Source organism: Pseudoduganella sp. R-34, from assembly GCF_049904655.1.
Lineage (GTDB): Bacteria > Pseudomonadota > Gammaproteobacteria > Burkholderiales > Burkholderiaceae_D > Rugamonas.
Map to the genome: position 1 here is coordinate 6,292,113 of NZ_CP184572.1, position 16,101 is coordinate 6,308,213.

The window sequence follows — 16,101 nt, forward strand, 5'->3', positions numbered from 1 at the left end:
CCCGCTGTGTACAATAGCGCTTTTCGAATTTAAGGACATCCCATGTCTGGCAACCTGCAAAACCCTTACCCGGCGCCTGCGCGTGCCGTCCCTACCAAGGCGGTCACGATCCCTTCGATTAACGCCCTGAAGGCAGCCGGCGAAAAGATCACCATGCTGACCTGCTACGACGCCAGCTTCGCCTCCCTGATGGACGGCTGCGGCGTGGAAGTGCTGCTGATCGGCGATTCGCTGGGCATGGTATGCAACGGCCACCAGTCCACCCTGCCGGTGACCGTGCAGGAAATCGCCTACCACACCGCCGCCGTAGCCCGTGGTGCGAAAAACGCGCTGATCCTGGCCGACATGCCTTTCGGCTCCTACGCCACACCTGAGCAGGCGTTCAACAACGCCGTGCAACTGATCCAGGCCGGCGCACACATGGTGAAGATCGAAGGCGGCGCCTGGGTTGCCGAAACCGTGCGCTTCCTGGTGGAGCGTTCGATCCCGGTTTGCGCCCACCTGGGCCTGACCCCGCAGTCCGTGCACACGCTGGGCGGCTACAAGGTGCAGGGCAAGACCATCGAGAGCGCAGAACTGCTGAAGCAGGATGCGCTCAAGCTGCAGGCCGCCGGCGCTGCCATGGTGGTGCTGGAGGCAATTCCTACCGCGCTGGGCAAGGAAGTGACCGACATGCTGTCGATGCCGACCATCGGTATCGGCGCAGGTCCGGATTGCTCGGGCCAGGTGCTGGTGATGCACGACATGCTGGGCGTGTTCCCAGGCCGCAAAGCGCGCTTCGTGAGGAACTTCATGGAAGGCCAGGTCTCGATCCAGGCTGCGGTATCGGCCTATATTGACGCCGTCAAGGGCGGCACCTTCCCGGCACTGGAGCATTGCTTCTGAACCCGCTGAACGACGACGAGTACGACCGGCTCGATGAGCTGCTGGCCGAGATCGGCCCGCAGAGCATGGACGTCGCCAAGCTGGAAGGCTTCCTGACCGCGCTGGTGGCCGGCCCGGCCGAGGTGGCGCAGGAGGCGTGGTTGCCAGCAGTCTGGGGCGGCGCAGCCGGCAATGACGAAGCTGCCGCGCTGGCTGTGCGCCATCACGACTATATGCGCGTGTGGATGCAGAAGGACCCGGGCAGCTTCGAGCCGATCTACGAATGCGGCGGCAACTGGACTGCGGAAGCGTGGTGCGAAGGCTTCATGGCGGGCGTGGGCGCTGCGCCTGAAGCGTGGGCACCCCTGCGCGCCCAGCAGCCTGCCTTGCTGCTGCCATTCCAGGCGCCGCTGAACGCCGCCAAGGTGCCGCAGTCCGTCATCAGGATCAACGAATTCTTCCACGCGCCGCAGACTAAAGTAGCCAAGGCTGGCCGCAACGATCCTTGCCCTTGCGGCAGCGGCAAGAAATTCAAGAAGTGCTGCGGCGCTTAAACCTGGATCCAGGTCGTCTTCAACTCGGTGTACTTGTCGAAGGCATGCAGCGACTTGTCGCGTCCATTGCCTGACTGCTTGTAGCCGCCAAACGGCACCGTGATGTCGTCGCCATCGTACTGGTTGACGTGCACGGTGCCCGCCTTCAGCGCCCGCGAGGTGCGGATCGCTTTCGAAATATCCGATGTCCATACCGCGGCGTGCAGCCCATACGGCGTATCGTTGGCCTGCTTCACAGCTTCGTCGAGATCCTTGAACGACAGCACCGATAGCACAGGGCCGAAAATCTCTTCCCGCGCGATCTTCATCGTGTTCTGCACGCCGTCAAACAGCGTCGGCTCGACATAGAAGCCGCCGGTTTCCTTGCGCACCGCATTGCCGCCAGCCAGAAGCTTCGCCCCTTCGTCGCGGCCGGCTTCGATATAGTCCATCACGGTCTTCATCTGGACCGCATCGACAATCGCGCCCATCACGGTCTTTTCGTCGAGCGGGTCGCCCGGCGCGTAAGACGGCACCATGGCCAAGGCCTTCTCCAGGAACTTGTCCTTGATCGACTCTTCCACGAACAGGCGCGAAGGCGCGTTGCAGCTCTCCCCCTGGTTGAAGTAGATCGAACCAACAGCTGCAGCGACGGCGGCGTCGAGGTCGGGACAATCGGCGCACACGATATTGGCCGACTTGCCGCCCAACTCCGTCCACGCCCGCTTCAGGTTTGACTGCCCCGCCATCTGGATGATCTGCTTGCCCGTGCGCGTGGAACCTGTGAAGCCGATGCAGTCCACGTCCATGTGCATGGCCAGCGCGGCGCCAGCCTCGTTACCGTAGCCAGGCAGCACGTTGAACACGCCTGGAGGAATTCCCGCCTCCACCGCAAGCTCCGCCAGCCGCAAGGCCGACAACGGCGATTTCTCGGACGGCTTGAGCACCACGCTGTTGCCGGCCGCCAGCGCCGGCGCGATCTTCCACGCTGCCATCAGGAGCGGGTAATTCCAGGGCACGATAGCCGCCACCACCCCGACCGGTTCGCGCGTGATCAAGGCCAGCGCATTGCCCGGCGTCGGCGCAATCTCGCCGTACACCTTGTCGATCGCTTCTCCGTACCAGCGGATGCAATTGGCCGCGAGCGAAACATCGACCACCTGGCTGTACTTGATGGGCTTGCCCATATCGAGTGTTTCGAGCAGCGCCAGTTCGTCCTTGTTCTGCATCATGAGGTCTGCGAACTTGATGAGAACACGCTTGCGCTGCGCCGGCGCCTGCCCGGCCCAGCGGCCGCTATCGAAGGCGCGGCGCGCCACGGCAACCGCCTGGTCGACGTCGGCCGCATCGCAGCGCGCCGTCTGCGACAGGTAGCGGCCGTCGATTGGAGAAAGGTTGTCGAACTTGCGCTCGCCGCGCGCCCAGGTGCGTTCGCCGTTGATGAAGGCGCGACCGTCGAGGGCCAGCATCTTGGCCCGGTCGTGCCAGTTGATCGCTTCTTTTGCCATGGCTACATCCATCCTCTCTGCTGCAGGTCCGCATAGGTATCGTCAAGGCAGCGCCGGATCAGCGCCACCATCTCGTCGATCTGCTCGCGCGTCATGACCAGCGGCGGCGCGATGATCATGCGGTCGCCCACGGCGCGCATGATCATGCCGTTGTTGAACATATAGCCGCGGCACACCATGCCCACTTCCAGTTTCGGATCGAAATACTCGTGGCCGTGGATTGTGGGTCCCTTGCGCCGTACGAGATTCAGGCCTGCGACGAAGCCGCAGCTATTGGCATAGCCAACCAGCGGATGGTCGCCGAGCGTGGCGAAACGCTGCGCAAGATATGGACCGGTATCTTCGGCCACGCGCTGCACCACCTTTTCTTCTTCGATGATGCGAATCGTCTCAAGCGCCGCAGCACACGCGACAGGGTGGCCAGAGTAAGTAAAGCCGTGCGCGAACTCGCCGCCCTGGCCAATCAGCACTTCCGCCACGCGCTCGCCTACCAGCACGCCACCGAGCGGGATATAGCCCGAAGTGACGCCCTTGGCGAAGGTAATCAGGTCCGGCTTGAAGTCAAAGTACTCGCAAGCGAACATGCGGCCGGTGCGGCCAAAGCCGGTGATCACTTCATCTGCGATCAGGAGAATGCCGTATTTGTCGCAGATGCGCTGGATCTCCGGCCAGTAGGTGCGCGGCGGAATCACCACACCGCCCGCTCCCTGGATCGGCTCGCCAATGAAGGCCGCCACCTTTTCCGGGCCGACGTCGAGGATCTTCTGCTCCAGCCACGATGCGGCCTCGATCCCGAATTCATCCTCCGACATGCCACGCCCCGACTCAAGGTAGTTCGGCTGCCGGATGTGCACGATGCCGGGGATCGGCAAGCCGCCCTGCGCATGCATGCCTTCCATGCCGCCCAGAGAGGCGCCCGCCATGGTGCTGCCATGGTAGGCGTTGAAGCGGCTGATGATGGTGTGGCGGTGTGGCTGACCCTTCAAGTCCCAATAGCGGCGCACCATGCGCACATTGGTGTCGTTTGCCTCCGATCCCGAGCCCGTGAAGAACACATGCTTGAAACCGGGTGGCGCAATCTCCGCCAGCTTGGCGGCCAGCGTCACGGCCGGCACATTGGTCGTGTTGAAGAAGCTGTTATAGAACGGCAGCGTTTCCATCTGGTCGAACACCGCCTTCGATATGCTGTGCCGGCCGTAGCCGACATTCACGCACCACAGCCCGGACATGCCGTCCAAAATCTTCTTGCCTTCAGAATCCCAGAGGTAGATGCCTTCGCCGCGTACCATCACGCGCACGCCGCGCTCGCCGAGCGCCTTGTGGTCAGTGAAGGGATGCATGTAGTGCGCGTGATCACGCGCCTGGAGTGTTTTGGTATCGTCCATGATCGCCTCCTCATACATGCAGCAGCAGGTGCTCGCGCTCCCACGGGCTGATCACGGTCATGAACTCCTGGTGCTCAAGGTCCTTGATGGCTGCATACACGTCGATGAAGCGCTCGCCGAGCACAAAGCGCAGCTTGTCCTCGCCACGCAGTATCTTCAGCGCTTCCGGCAAGCCTTGCGGCAGCTCGTATTTCATTTCGTAGGCGCTGCCGGTGGTCGGCGCGGTAGGTTCGAGCGATTCGGTCATCCCGAGGTAGCCGCAGGCCAGCGTCACTGCCAGCGCCAGGTAAGGATTTGCATCGGCGCCGATGATACGGTTCTCCACGCGCCGGTCTTGCACGCCCGATTCCGGAACCCGGAATCCGACGGTGCGATTATCCATGCCCCACTGGATATTGATCGGCGCCGCCGTGTGGCGCACCAGCCGGCGGTAGGAATTCACATACGGCGCGACGATGGCTAATGCGCTCGGCATATAGCGCTGCAGGCCGCCGATGTAGGCCTTGAACAGCTGCGATGGTGAACCATCCTGGTTGCTGAAGATGTTCCATCCGCTGCGCGCATCGACCACGCTCTGGTGGATGTGCATTGCCGATCCCGGCTCGCCTGCCATCGGCTTGGCCATGAAGGTGGCGTACATATGATGCTTCAATGCCGCCTCGCGCAAGGTACGCTTGAAGAAGAACACCTTGTCAGCCAGGCCAAGCGGCTCGCCGTGCAGGAAGTTGATCTCCATCTGGCCGGCGCCGATTTCGTGAATCAGGGTGTCCACGTCAAGGCCCATCAGATCGCAGTAATCGTAGATGTCCTCGAACAGCGGATCGAACTCGTTCACCGCGTCGATGCTGTACACCTGGCGGCTGGTTTCGGCGCGGCCGCTGCGGCCGATCGGCGCCTTCAGCGGCAGGTCGGGGTCGGAGTTCTTGTCGGTCAGGTAGAACTCCAGTTCCGGTGCAACGACAGGCTTCCAGCCCCGGTCTTCGAACAGTTTCAGCACGCGGCGTAGCACAGAGCGCGGGGCGAAGTCGACCAGGCGGCCATCGCTGAAATAGCAGTCGTGGATCACTTGCGCCGTCGGGTCGACCGCCCACGGCACCATGGTGATGGTGGTAGGGTCGGCCTTCAGGATCATGTCGCGGTCGGTACTGGAGATGGCACGGTCATAGGCATCATCCTCGGTCGGATAATTGCCGGTGACGGTCATGCCAAGCACCGCCTCAGGAATGCGCATGCCGCGCTCCTGGGTGAATTTGCCGCGCGGGAGAATCTTCCCGCGCGCGACGCCGGTCAGGTCAGGGACCAGGCATTCGATCTCGGTGACTCGCTTTTCATTGAGCCACTCGTCCATGTCGGTGTAACTGAAATTTTCGCGGATTGCCATAGCTTCCTCTCAGGTAGTTTAGAAAACAGCACTACTGAAGGAAAGCCACCTAAGGAATGCGATCCCTGTGCACGCGGCACGCGAGGCCGAATGCGCTGAACATGCGCATGGAGTCGTGGTTCTCTTCGATGCGCCATTCCGGGTGCCATTGCACCGCCAGCGCGAACGAAGGAGAAGCCGCGATGGAATAAGCTTCGATCAAGCCATCATCCGAACGTGCTTCGACTTGCAGTCCAGCCGCCAGGCGATCAATGCCCTGCCCGTGCAGCGAGTTCACTTGTATTTCGCTAGCACCATCGAGGATATGCGCCAGCAAGCCACCCTTTTCGAGCTTCACGCGGTGAGCTGCCGCGTATTGCTGCTCCAGCGATTGCGACTTGTCTTCGCGATGGTCAAAGTAGCCTGGCACCGTGTGCACGGCTTGATGCAGCGTTCCGCCCAGCGCCACATTCACTTCCTGGAAGCCGCGGCAAATCGCCAGTATCGGAATGCCGTGCATCAGCGCAGCGCGGATCAGGGGCAAAGTGGTCTCATCGCGCGCGTGATCTTCCGGCAGCGAGGGGTCAAGGGTTTCCTGCCCATACAGGCTTGCCTGCAAATTGGAGGCAGCGCCGGTCAGCATGACGCCGTTGGCAATGCCAAGCAGGCTTTCAATATCGGTGTTGTCGCCCAAGGGAGGGACCAACAACGGCTGGCAGCGCGCTCCCACAGCCACCGCATCAACGTATTTGTTTTGAGCGGCGTAGCTGGGATGGGAGCCTTTATTCTGGCTGCAGGCGGGGACCAGTACGATGGGGCGGCGCATGTTTAGTTTTTTCGGTAACTATCAGTGTGCAGCTTGATCTTATTCCCAATTTTGGAATGTGGCAACCGTGCAGCGTGATACCCGGTATACTGGTTTTTTACTTTGGAGGTGAATCATGCTGACCCTGAAAGATCCCAGCCTTCTGCGCCAACAGTGCTTTATCGCTGGCCAATGGTGCGATGCCGACGGGGGCGCAACCATCAGCGTCACCAATCCCGCTACCGGCGAAGCCCTTGGCAGCGTGCCGAAAATGGGCGCCGCCGAAACGCGCCGCGCTATCGAAGCCGCGAATGCCGCATGGCCTGAATGGCGCAAGAAGCCAGCCAAGGCGCGCGCCGCCATCCTGCGCAAATGGAATGACCTGATCCTCGCCAACGCCGACGACCTGGCAGCCCTGATGACGGCGGAACAAGGCAAGCCGCTGGCTGAATCCAAAGGCGAAATCGCCTACGCGGCATCCTTCATCGAATGGTTTGGCGAAGAGGCCAAGCGCATTGCCGGCGAAACCCTGGCGTCGCCATGGCCCGACAAGCGCGTGGTGGTCACGCGCGAGCCGATTGGCGTCAGTGCGGCGATCACGCCGTGGAACTTCCCGGCCGCGATGATCACGCGCAAAGCCGGACCGGCACTTGCCGCGGGTTGCCCAATGGTGGTGAAGCCGGCGGAACTCACGCCCTTCTCCGCATTGGCATTGGCCGTGCTGGCGGAACGCGCCGGCGTACCGGCTGGCGTGTTCAGCGTGATCACCGGCGCATCGCGCGAGATCGGTGGCGAGATGACCTCCAACCCCATCGTGCGCAAATTGAGTTTCACCGGTTCGACGGCAGTCGGCCGCCTGCTGATGGAACAGTGCGCACCGACGATCAAGAAGCTGTCGCTGGAACTTGGCGGCAACGCACCATTCATCGTGTTCGATGATGCCGACCTGGACGCCGCGGTGGAAGGTGCAATCGCATCCAAATACCGCAACGCCGGCCAAACCTGCGTATGCGCGAACCGCATCTACGTGCAGGATGGCGTGTACGACTCCTTCGCATCGAAACTGGTGGAAGCGGTACGCAAACTCAAAGTCGGCAACGGCGCCGATGACGGCGTGACGCAAGGCCCGCTGATCGAGGAGAAAGCCGTCGTCAAGGTGGAAGAGCATATCGCCGATGCCGTTGGCAAGGGCGCACGCTTGCTGTTGGGTGGCAAGCGGCATGACCTGGGACACAACTTCTTCCAGCCAACCGTGCTGGCCGACGTGAATGCCGACATGTTGGTTGCGCGCGAAGAGACCTTTGGCCCACTGGCGCCGTTGTTCCGCTTCAAAACCGACGAGGAAGCCGTGGCGCTGGCCAACGACACCGAGTTCGGGCTCGCAGCGTACTTCTACTCGCGCGATATCGGCCGTATCTGGCGCGTGGCCGAAGGCTTGGAGAGTGGCATGGTGGGCGTGAATACTGGCCTGATCTCGACCGAAATCGCACCATTCGGCGGCGTCAAGCAATCGGGCCTTGGCCGCGAAGGCTCGACGCACGGCATCGACGACTACCTCGTCATCAAATACATCTGCATGGGCGGCATCTAGCGTGCCTACCCTGCCCGGCGAACGCTGCGTTGTTTCACCACGCCCAACAGGGCCAGGCCTGCAGCCAGCATGGCATAGGTGAACGGCTCGGGAATCGGGATGGTGCCAACCGCGGTCTGTGCCGCGAACTCGAATGACAGGTCTACATAGATTTCGTCGTCCGTGGTATTGGCAAAGCCCAGCCAGAAATTCTCCACATTGGTGCTGCCTGCGCCTGTCGCCAGCTCGACGGTCCGCGTCAGGTACGTCCACAGCTCCGGCTGTCCAGCGGAGCGCATTTCGATCAGCGTGCCGGCCTTGCCCCAGGAGACTGAAAAGTCGGGGTCCTGGCGGATGACCGAGTATTCGGCCGTGCCAGCGACGGTCAAGGCCGCGTTAGGTGCAAGGAAGAACCCAAAGCGCTGATCCAGCCATGCGTTCGCCTTGCCGCCCGGGCCAAGATCGCTGTGGGCATCCGAAACGGCTCCGATGGATCCAGTCATGCCATACATGGCTTGCGCGGACGAATGCGCTGTCGCCAGACCAAGAATATCGTTCGCAGTCCCGGTGACATGACGGCTGTCGGTTTGGGTGTTCAGCGCGACCGTGAGATCCCCGGAAAGGCCGTCCGGACGGAAACTTGCGGCAACACCGTCGTCCGGCTGAAGATCGAGGACGCCGAACTGCAGGTTCGTAACGCGCGCGGTAGCGGTGACACCCGCGTCGGCGGCGGCGCTGGCCGCGACAAGAGCCAGCATTGCACCGGCCAGGAATCTACTGAAAGATGGAATGAGGTTCATTGCAGCCCCCTTTGTCAGCACGATTGTCGGCGCAGTGCGCCCAACAGCATCAAGCCCACGGCAAACATCGCATAAGCCGAAGGCTCAGGAATCGATGAAACGATCATGCCCGCGGCGGCCACGTAGGTATCGACCAGCACCTTCATGTCGCCGTCCGAGGGGTTCGCATACATCAGGAAAAAATTCTCGGACCAACTGTCCCCGCCGCTGTCAGGGGCGGTATCCACGAAGTGGCGGAACACGGTGAAAGTTCCCTCCCACGTCTTGATCAGGGCGGCGGCAGAGACGTAACCGAGGGAATCGTAGGTCCCCACGTCCGTTCTGGCGATGGAGGTGGAGGCTTCACCGCGTACTGTGAGCACGCTGTGCGGCGCGATAGTAACGGTATAGTTACGGAAAACGGACGCACCGGTATCTCCCCCGACGGCCAGGTTGTCATACGCGGCGATGCCAGCTTTCATGCTGCCCACCTGATCATAAGAGAATCCCGCGAACGACGGGCCAGAGGTGTAAAAGACCGTTTCGCTCATCCCCTTGGAGATTGAGCGGATGTCATGGCGTTCCAGCCCACCGGGACTGCGGTCGACAAGGTAGCGGCTGACCATGCCTTCCTCTCCATTGATGGTAATGCCGGCTGCTTGGCCATCGCTCGGCGTCAAGTCGATCACGCCAAACTGCAGATTGCTGATTTGAGACTCCGCGACGACACTAGGATCGGCCGCCGCCATGCCGCAGGCAGCGGCAAGCGCGGTACCGAGCAATTCCTTCCGCACGATATGCAAGACGTTCATTGGTGGACCTCGACAGGTATGGGTTGGGGGCTGTCAGCGCGCCCCAGCGCAATAACCGCAAAGTTGTCCTCGCTTGCATCAAATCAGTAACACTTTCGCAATTATTTCGCAGTCTACCTGTCGGATTTCACCGATGTGCTTTCGTTACCCGTGGACATTACGTGGTTGAAGGTGCAGGCCAGCGTCAATGTGCCGCCATCGGGATCGATCGGTTTTTTGCTTCAGCCCAGCTATATTGCAGCAGGCTATCCAATTCAACGTGCTGGCTTGCCAGTACCAGGCTCGCCATTGAGGCTACGAAGCCGTCAGGGCAATCGCCATTCAAAAGTTGCGACAGACAGGCCGTTACTCGATGCTGAATTTCATTCACCCTTCGAAGCTCAGAAGGATGAGTAAGCTCATTTGTACCTACCTCATAACTATTTCGTCCAGCTACTGTGAGGTTCAAGCTTAGCCTGGCCAGGAATCGAAGCTGACATTCAAGGGGAAGTTCATTAATCCAGGTAGCTTCGTCTGAAATTGTTTGCGCAGGTCTTGTAAGAAAATGGGTGAATCATATTCATGGTTTGCCAAACCATCTGGCTGCAATGGCAGCAGCGTTGCTTCTTTTGCTGGAGGAGTCGCTGGCCCAGGCAACGATACCGTCAGGACGTATCAACAGCGCGCTTAAATCCAGTCGCTCCTTTGCGGAACTCGCGACGTAGCGAATGCTATCGCCCCAGCGAGCGGCAATCTCCTTGAGCGAGTCGTCCCCGTCGAAGTCGAGCAAAACCCCCTGCCCTTTTCGAAGGTGCATGTTCAGCCTCGTTCCGTCGGCAAGCTCGAAATCTGGCGCGCTACGGCCAGCCAGCGGGTGAGCGTCTCCGAGATCGTAGCGGGTTTCGACGCCCCAAACACGTCCGGCGAAATAGGTCGCGCCATCATTCGTCTGAATCAAGTCGCGGATGATCGCTTCCAGCGCACGCGAACTCGGGCCAGGACGCATCAATCCTACCTGCGCACGGGACCAGTCGAGGATTCGTGCGCCTTCCGGATGCCGTTCGCGTTCGTAACTGTCAAGCAGATCGGCTGGAGCGGTTCCATGCAATGTCGCTGCAAGCTTCCAGCCCAGGTTCATTGCGTCGCCAAGCCCGAGGTTCAGCCCCTGCCCGCCAAGCGGCGAATGTATGTGCGCTGCGTCGCCGGCCAACAGCACACGGTCTTTCTTGTATTCCGTTGCCTGGTAAGCGCGGTCGGTCCAGGTAGCGGCAAGTTCGAGCTCCGTTACCCTGACGTCGGCGCCGGAAACCTTGCGTAGCACAGTCTCGACATGCTCTCGCGTGATTGGAACGGTGCGATGGAAAGCGCCTCCGTCAAAGTCGACCATGCCGAGCGTGCCGGGTGCTGCGTAGACATACATTCCTGTCGCCGTGTAATGGCGGCCGGGTTTGAGAATGCCCGGTTCAGCAAGCGTGACCTTGGCCGAGTAGCCTGTGAACTCAGGATCAGTGCCGCTAAACCCGATTCGCGCCAACTTGCGCACCGCGCTGCGGCCCCCGTCGCAGCCGACAAGCCACTGCCCTCGAAACTCGCGGCCTCCTGCGAAGACAGTTACGCCAGCTTCGGACTGCTTGAAATCTTCTACGCCGTAACCTCGCAATATCTCGACGCCCAGCTTGTTCGCGCGCGCAGCGAGAACCGCTTCGATACTTGCCATGTCTGTAGCGACAGTGCTGACCTGCCCCGGCAGACGGTACTGCCACTGCATGCTGTCAACCTGGTCGTGGAAAAATTGGATGCCGGCGAAGTGACCTGCGGGACGGCGCGGCTGCTGCAACCAGTGCGCGGCGGCCGGCGCGTCGCGGCTGACTGCACGCTCCTCGATTGGACGCAGCAGGTCGCGGCGGTCCAGGCTTTCGATGGTCGGTACGGTAAGGCCACGCAGCCCGAATGGGAGTTCCTTCAGCGGGCTGTATGGCTCTTGCGCCTGCTCCAGGATGAGCACTGAGCTGCCGGCCATGCGCAACTCGCAGGCGAGAAACAGGCCAACAGGACCAGCGCCTGCAATCAGGACGTCGTGGGAATTGAGTTTGGGGGTATGCATGTCGAGGCTCCTTTGTCGATGTTCGACCGGAGCGTTTCCTAGCTTGGACTCCGCACGGACGAACAATTGGACGCCAGGTGGCGTCAAATATTCGTCGCGGGGATCTCATGCAAGGGCCAAAGACCAGAGCTTTCGTTACCGAAAGGACTTGGGCTTACCAAACCAAGTCTGCCTTTTCCGACAAGGCGGAATATAGCATTAGCTTTAGAAGGCGGTCAATGCTTTGAAAACCGGTAAACCAGGGTCCGACCCATAGGGGCAGACCCGCCAGGGCTACTGTCTGCGATTCTTTTGGCTTTGCGATTTGCTGCTAGACGTGCAGGAGGAGGTGCTCGCGCTCCCAGGGGCTGATCACGCGCATGAATTCCTGGTGCTCGAGTTCTTTCACAGCGGCGTAGACGTCGATGAAACGCTCGCCCAACACCTGGTGCAGCTTTTCTTCCGCCCGTAGCGCGCGCAGTGCTTCGGGCAAGCCTTGCGGCAGTTCGTACTTCATATCATAAGCGCTGCCGGACGTTGGCGCGGTGGGTTCGATCCGTTCGGTCATGCCGAGGTAGCCACAGGCCAGCGTGACCGCCAGCGCGAGGTAGGGATTGGCGTCGGCGCCGATGATGCGGTTTTCAATGCGCCGGTCCTGCACGCCCGATTCCGGCACGCGGAAGCCTACCGTGCGGTTGTCGGTGCCCCATTGGATATTGATCGGTGCGGCCGTGTGCCGCACAAGCCGGCGGTAGGAATTCACATACGGCGCGGCGATCGCCAGCGCGGCGGGCATGTAGCGCTGCAGGCCGCCGATGTAGAACTTGAACAGTTGCGACGGTGCGCCGTCGGCGTCGCTGAAGATGTTCTTGCGCGTGCGTGCATCGAGTACGCTCTGGTGTACGTGCATCGCTGATCCGGGCTCGCCAGCCATGGGCTTGGCCATGAAGGTGGCGTACATGTGGTGCTTGATGGCGGCTTCGCGCAGCGTGCGCTTGAAATAAAACACATTGTCGGCAAGGCCCAGCGGTTCGCCGTGCAGGAAGTTGATTTCCATCTGGCCGGCGCCGATTTCATGGATCAGCGTGTCGACGTCGAGTCCCATCATGTCACAGTAGTCGTAGATGTCTTCGAACAGCGGGTCGAATTCATTCACCGCGTCGATGCTGTAGACCTGACGGCTGGTTTCGGCGCGGCCGCTGCGGCCGATGGGCGCCTTTAGCGGCAGGTCGGGGTCGGAGTTCTTGTCGGTCAGGTAGAACTCCAGCTCGGGCGCTACGATGGGGCACCAGCCCTTGTCTTCGTACAGCTTGAGCACGCGCCGCAGCACGGAGCGTGGCGCGAAGTCGACCAGGCGGCCATCGGCGAAGTAGCAATCGTGGATGACTTGTGCTGTGGGGTCGGCAGCCCAGGGCACCATGGTGATGGTGCTGGGGTCGGCCTTCAGCACCATGTCGCGGTCGGTGGGCGAGATGGCGCGGTCGTAGGCGGCATCGTCTTGCGGCGAATTGCCGGTGACGGTCATGCCGAGCACGGCCTCCGGGATGCGCATGCCCCGTACTTCGGTGAATTTAGCCCTCGGCAGTATCTTGCCGCGTGCGACGCCGGTCAGGTCCGGCACCAGACATTCAATTTCGGTGACCCGTTTATCGTTGAGCCACTCATCCATGTCCGTGTAGGTAAAGTTGTCACGGATTGCCATGATGCGCTCCCATAACAACTCTACCACGGGCGGGTTTTACGCGGTTTCCTCCACGCGTACTTCGCTCAGCAGTTTCTTCAGCTCCGGCACGCAGGAACCGCAATTCCCGCCGGCTTTCACACAGGCGGTGATCTGTGCCGGCGTAGTCAGGTTCTGCTCGCGGATCGCTTTGCAGATCGTATTGCGGCCGACGCCGAAGCAGGAGCATACCGTTGGCCCAGTGTCGGCGCCTGCCGCAATCGGGCGGCCAGCCAGCAGCGCTGCGCGGTCGGCCAGTTCCAGTTGCGCCTTGTCGAACAGGCTGGCCAGCCATTGGCGGGCCGGCAGGTCCGGGCGGGCCGAGATGAAGATGCACTGCGCAATGCGGTCGTCGACCAGGTGCACGGCGCGGAATACACCGGAGGTGCGGTCGGCGTATTCCAGCCAGTCGGCATCGTCGTCCTGGATGCCGAGCAGCTGGCGCGCCCAGGTGCCGAAATCTTCGATCGCATTGCGGCCGGCCAGTTCGTAGCGCTGGAAGTCCTTGCCCTGCACCTTGGTCCAGTAGGCCAGTGCATCAAGCTCCAGCCCTTCGCGGCTCAGGATAAAGCCGTGCCATTTGACCGGGAAGCGGTCGACCATCACGGGCGTGTGCTTGAACTCCGGCTCGCCGGAGACTGGGTCGACCACAGGATTCACCACGGCTCCGACGCGGGCGTCGGAAGCGGTCTGGTTGTTCCAGTGAATCGGCACGAAGACGCTGCCGCGAGCAATGCCGCCGCCGTGCTGGACGCGGGCGATCATGCTACCCCATTGGCTGGTGACGCGCGCCAGCTCGCCTTCCTTCACACCGCACAGCAGTGCATCCTGCGGGTGCATGTCGATGAAGGATTCCGGGATATGGTCGGCCAGCTTCGGTGCGCGGCCGGTGCGGGTCATTGTGTGCCAGTGGTCGCGCACGCGGCCGGTGTTGAGGGTGATCGGGAATTCGCCGTCCGGCAGGTTGGCCGGTGCGCGCGGCACTGTGGCGACGAAACGCGCGCGGCCGTCGGCGTGCGAGAAGCGGCCATCCGCGAATGGGCGGCTGGCTGGCGGTGCGTCGGTGGATGCAATCGCCGGCCATTGCGTCGGCTGCAGTGCATCGTAGGCCGCTTCACCCAGCGTGGCAAGACCGCCGATGTTGAAGGCGCGCGGCAGTTCGCTGTCGCTATTGCGCCAGGCGCTCAGGCGAGCATGTTCGGTGAAGATCTCGGCGGCGCTGGAGTAGCCAAAGCCATCGTAGCCCATGCGCAGCGCGAACTGCGACAGGATCAGCCAGTCCGCCCTCGCCTCGCCCGGCGCAAGCAGGAAGGCGCGCTGACGCGAGATGCGGCGCTCGGAGTTGGTGACCGTGCCGTCCTTTTCGCCCCAGGCCAACGCGGGCAGCAGGACGTCGGCGTAGGCATTGGTGTCGGTATCTCGCACCACGTCGGACACCACAACCAGTTCGCAGCGCTCCAGCGCGCGGCGCACCTGGTCGGCGTTTGGCAGGCTGACCACCGGGTTGGTGGCGATCACCCACACCGCCTTCACGCGTCCGGCTTCAATGGCTTCGAACAGGTCGACGGCCTTCAGGCCGGGCTTCGATGCAATGCGAGGCGATTCCCAGAATGTCTGCACGGCGTCGCGGTGCGCGGCGTTGTCCAGGTCCATGTGCGCTGCCAGCATATTGGCCAGGCCGCCCACTTCGCGGCCGCCCATGGCGTTGGGCTGGCCGGTGATGGAGAACGGGCCCATGCCCTGCTTGCCGATGCGGCCGCCGATCAGGTGGCAGTTGATGATGCTGTTCACCTTGTCGGTGCCGGCGCTGGACTGGTTGACGCCCATCGAGAAGCCGGTGATCACTTTCGCCGTCGCGGCGAAGGATTCGTAGAACTCCATCAGGTCCTGCAGGTTGAGGCGGCATGCGCGCGCGACCTCTTCCGGCGTCAGCGTGGCCACTGCCAAAGCGTCTTCCAGGCCGTTGGTATGAGCGGCCACGAACTCCGGATCGACGGCACCGATGCGCGACAGGTAACCCAGCAGGCCATTGAAGAGCCAGACGTCGGTTCCCGGCTTGATTGGCAGGTGCAGGTCGGCCAGCTCGCAGGTGGCGGTGCGGCGCGGGTCGACCACGACGATCTTCAGATTCGGGCGCGCTTCCTTGGCGCGCGTCAGGCGCTGGAACAGGATCGGGTGGCACCAGGCCAGGTTGGAGCCGACCAGCACCACCATGTCGGCGTGGTCGATGTCCTCGTAGTTGACCGGCACCACGTCTTCGCCGAAGGCCCGTTTGTGGCCTGCCACGGCGGACGACATGCACAGGCGGGAATTGGTATCGATGTTGGCGCTGCCGATATAGCCTTTAATCAGCTTGTTGGCGACGTAGTAGTCCTCGGTCAGCAACTGGCCGGAGACGTAGAAGGCCACGGCATCAGGGCCGTGTTCGTCGATGATGGCGCTCCATTTATCGGCCACATGGTCCAGCGCCTCCCCCCAGGCTACGCGCTGCAGCGAGCCATCGCCGCCCCGCTCGCGCATCATCGGATAAAGCAGCCGTCCTTCGAGGCCGATCGTCTCACCCAGCGCCGAGCCCTTCACGCACAAGCGCCCCTGGTTGGCGGGATGCGCGGCATCGCCGGCAATCTCGAACCCGCCTTCCGCACGCGGCGTCGCCGTGACACCGCAACCCACACCACAATAGGCGCACGTCGTCTTAATCAT

At 62.0% G+C, this 16,101-nt stretch carries 12 protein-coding genes; 3 read left to right on the top strand and 9 right to left on the bottom strand.

Going from position 1 to position 16,101, the window contains the following annotated elements:
• Positions 1-42: 42 nt before the first annotated feature.
• Positions 43-885 carry a 3-methyl-2-oxobutanoate hydroxymethyltransferase gene (panB, locus tag ACN9MW_RS29005; protein ID WP_426165445.1) on the top strand — a complete coding sequence of 281 codons (843 nt, stop codon included), beginning with the start codon at positions 43-45 and terminating at the stop codon, positions 883-885.
• Entirely contained in the window at positions 876-1,418 is a 543-nt protein-coding gene (locus ACN9MW_RS29010; protein WP_426165447.1) for a UPF0149 family protein, read from the top strand. The genes panB and ACN9MW_RS29010 overlap by 10 nt, the downstream gene beginning before the upstream one ends.
• Here ACN9MW_RS29010 and ACN9MW_RS29015 read toward each other — a convergent pair.
• Genes ACN9MW_RS29015 through ACN9MW_RS29030 form a run of 4 tightly spaced genes read right to left on the bottom strand, consistent with a single transcriptional unit; the run spans position 1,415 to position 6,476 of the window.
• The gene (locus ACN9MW_RS29015) at positions 1,415-2,905 is read right to left on the bottom strand and encodes an aldehyde dehydrogenase (RefSeq protein ID WP_426165449.1); all 1,491 of its coding nucleotides are present in this window, start codon (positions 2,903-2,905) and stop codon (positions 1,415-1,417) included. The genes ACN9MW_RS29010 and ACN9MW_RS29015 overlap by 4 nt on opposite strands.
• A gap of 2 nt (positions 2,906-2,907) precedes the next feature.
• Positions 2,908-4,290: an aspartate aminotransferase family protein gene (locus ACN9MW_RS29020; RefSeq protein WP_426165451.1), complete on the bottom strand. Its 1,383-nt coding sequence runs from the start codon at positions 4,288-4,290 to the stop codon at positions 2,908-2,910.
• Between the two features lie 10 nt (positions 4,291-4,300).
• Complete coding sequence (locus tag ACN9MW_RS29025) at positions 4,301-5,671, bottom strand: glutamine synthetase family protein (RefSeq protein WP_426165453.1); 1,371 nt, start codon at positions 5,669-5,671, stop codon at positions 4,301-4,303.
• A 49-nt stretch (positions 5,672-5,720) separates the two neighbouring features.
• Positions 5,721-6,476: a gamma-glutamyl-gamma-aminobutyrate hydrolase family protein gene (locus tag ACN9MW_RS29030; RefSeq protein WP_426165455.1), complete on the bottom strand. Its 756-nt coding sequence runs from the start codon at positions 6,474-6,476 to the stop codon at positions 5,721-5,723.
• A 115-nt stretch (positions 6,477-6,591) separates the two neighbouring features.
• Between ACN9MW_RS29030 and gabD the strand changes: the two genes are divergently transcribed.
• Positions 6,592-8,046: an NADP-dependent succinate-semialdehyde dehydrogenase gene (gabD, locus tag ACN9MW_RS29035; protein ID WP_426165457.1), complete on the top strand. Its 1,455-nt coding sequence runs from the start codon at positions 6,592-6,594 to the stop codon at positions 8,044-8,046.
• A gap of 5 nt (positions 8,047-8,051) precedes the next feature.
• Here the strand turns inward: gabD and ACN9MW_RS29040 are convergent, their stop codons facing one another.
• The 5 genes from ACN9MW_RS29040 to ACN9MW_RS29060 form a co-directional block, all read right to left on the bottom strand.
• A complete protein-coding gene (locus tag ACN9MW_RS29040) occupies positions 8,052-8,825 on the bottom strand; it encodes a hypothetical protein (RefSeq protein ID WP_426165459.1) in 774 nt (257 codons plus the stop codon).
• Positions 8,826-8,839: 14 nt separating this feature from the next.
• On the bottom strand, positions 8,840-9,616 hold the full coding sequence (locus ACN9MW_RS29045; RefSeq protein WP_426165461.1) for a PEP-CTERM sorting domain-containing protein: 777 nt from the start codon (positions 9,614-9,616) through the stop codon (positions 8,840-8,842).
• A 559-nt stretch (positions 9,617-10,175) separates the two neighbouring features.
• Positions 10,176-11,699 (bottom strand): FAD-dependent monooxygenase, encoded by a 1,524-nt coding sequence (locus tag ACN9MW_RS29050; RefSeq protein ID WP_426165463.1) that lies wholly within the window; start codon positions 11,697-11,699, stop codon positions 10,176-10,178.
• 310 nt (positions 11,700-12,009) lie between these two features.
• Positions 12,010-13,380 carry a glutamine synthetase family protein gene (locus ACN9MW_RS29055; RefSeq protein ID WP_426165465.1) on the bottom strand — a complete coding sequence of 457 codons (1,371 nt, stop codon included), beginning with the start codon at positions 13,378-13,380 and terminating at the stop codon, positions 12,010-12,012.
• A 36-nt stretch (positions 13,381-13,416) separates the two neighbouring features.
• Entirely contained in the window at positions 13,417-16,101 is a 2,685-nt protein-coding gene (locus tag ACN9MW_RS29060) for a molybdopterin-dependent oxidoreductase (RefSeq protein ID WP_426165467.1), read from the bottom strand.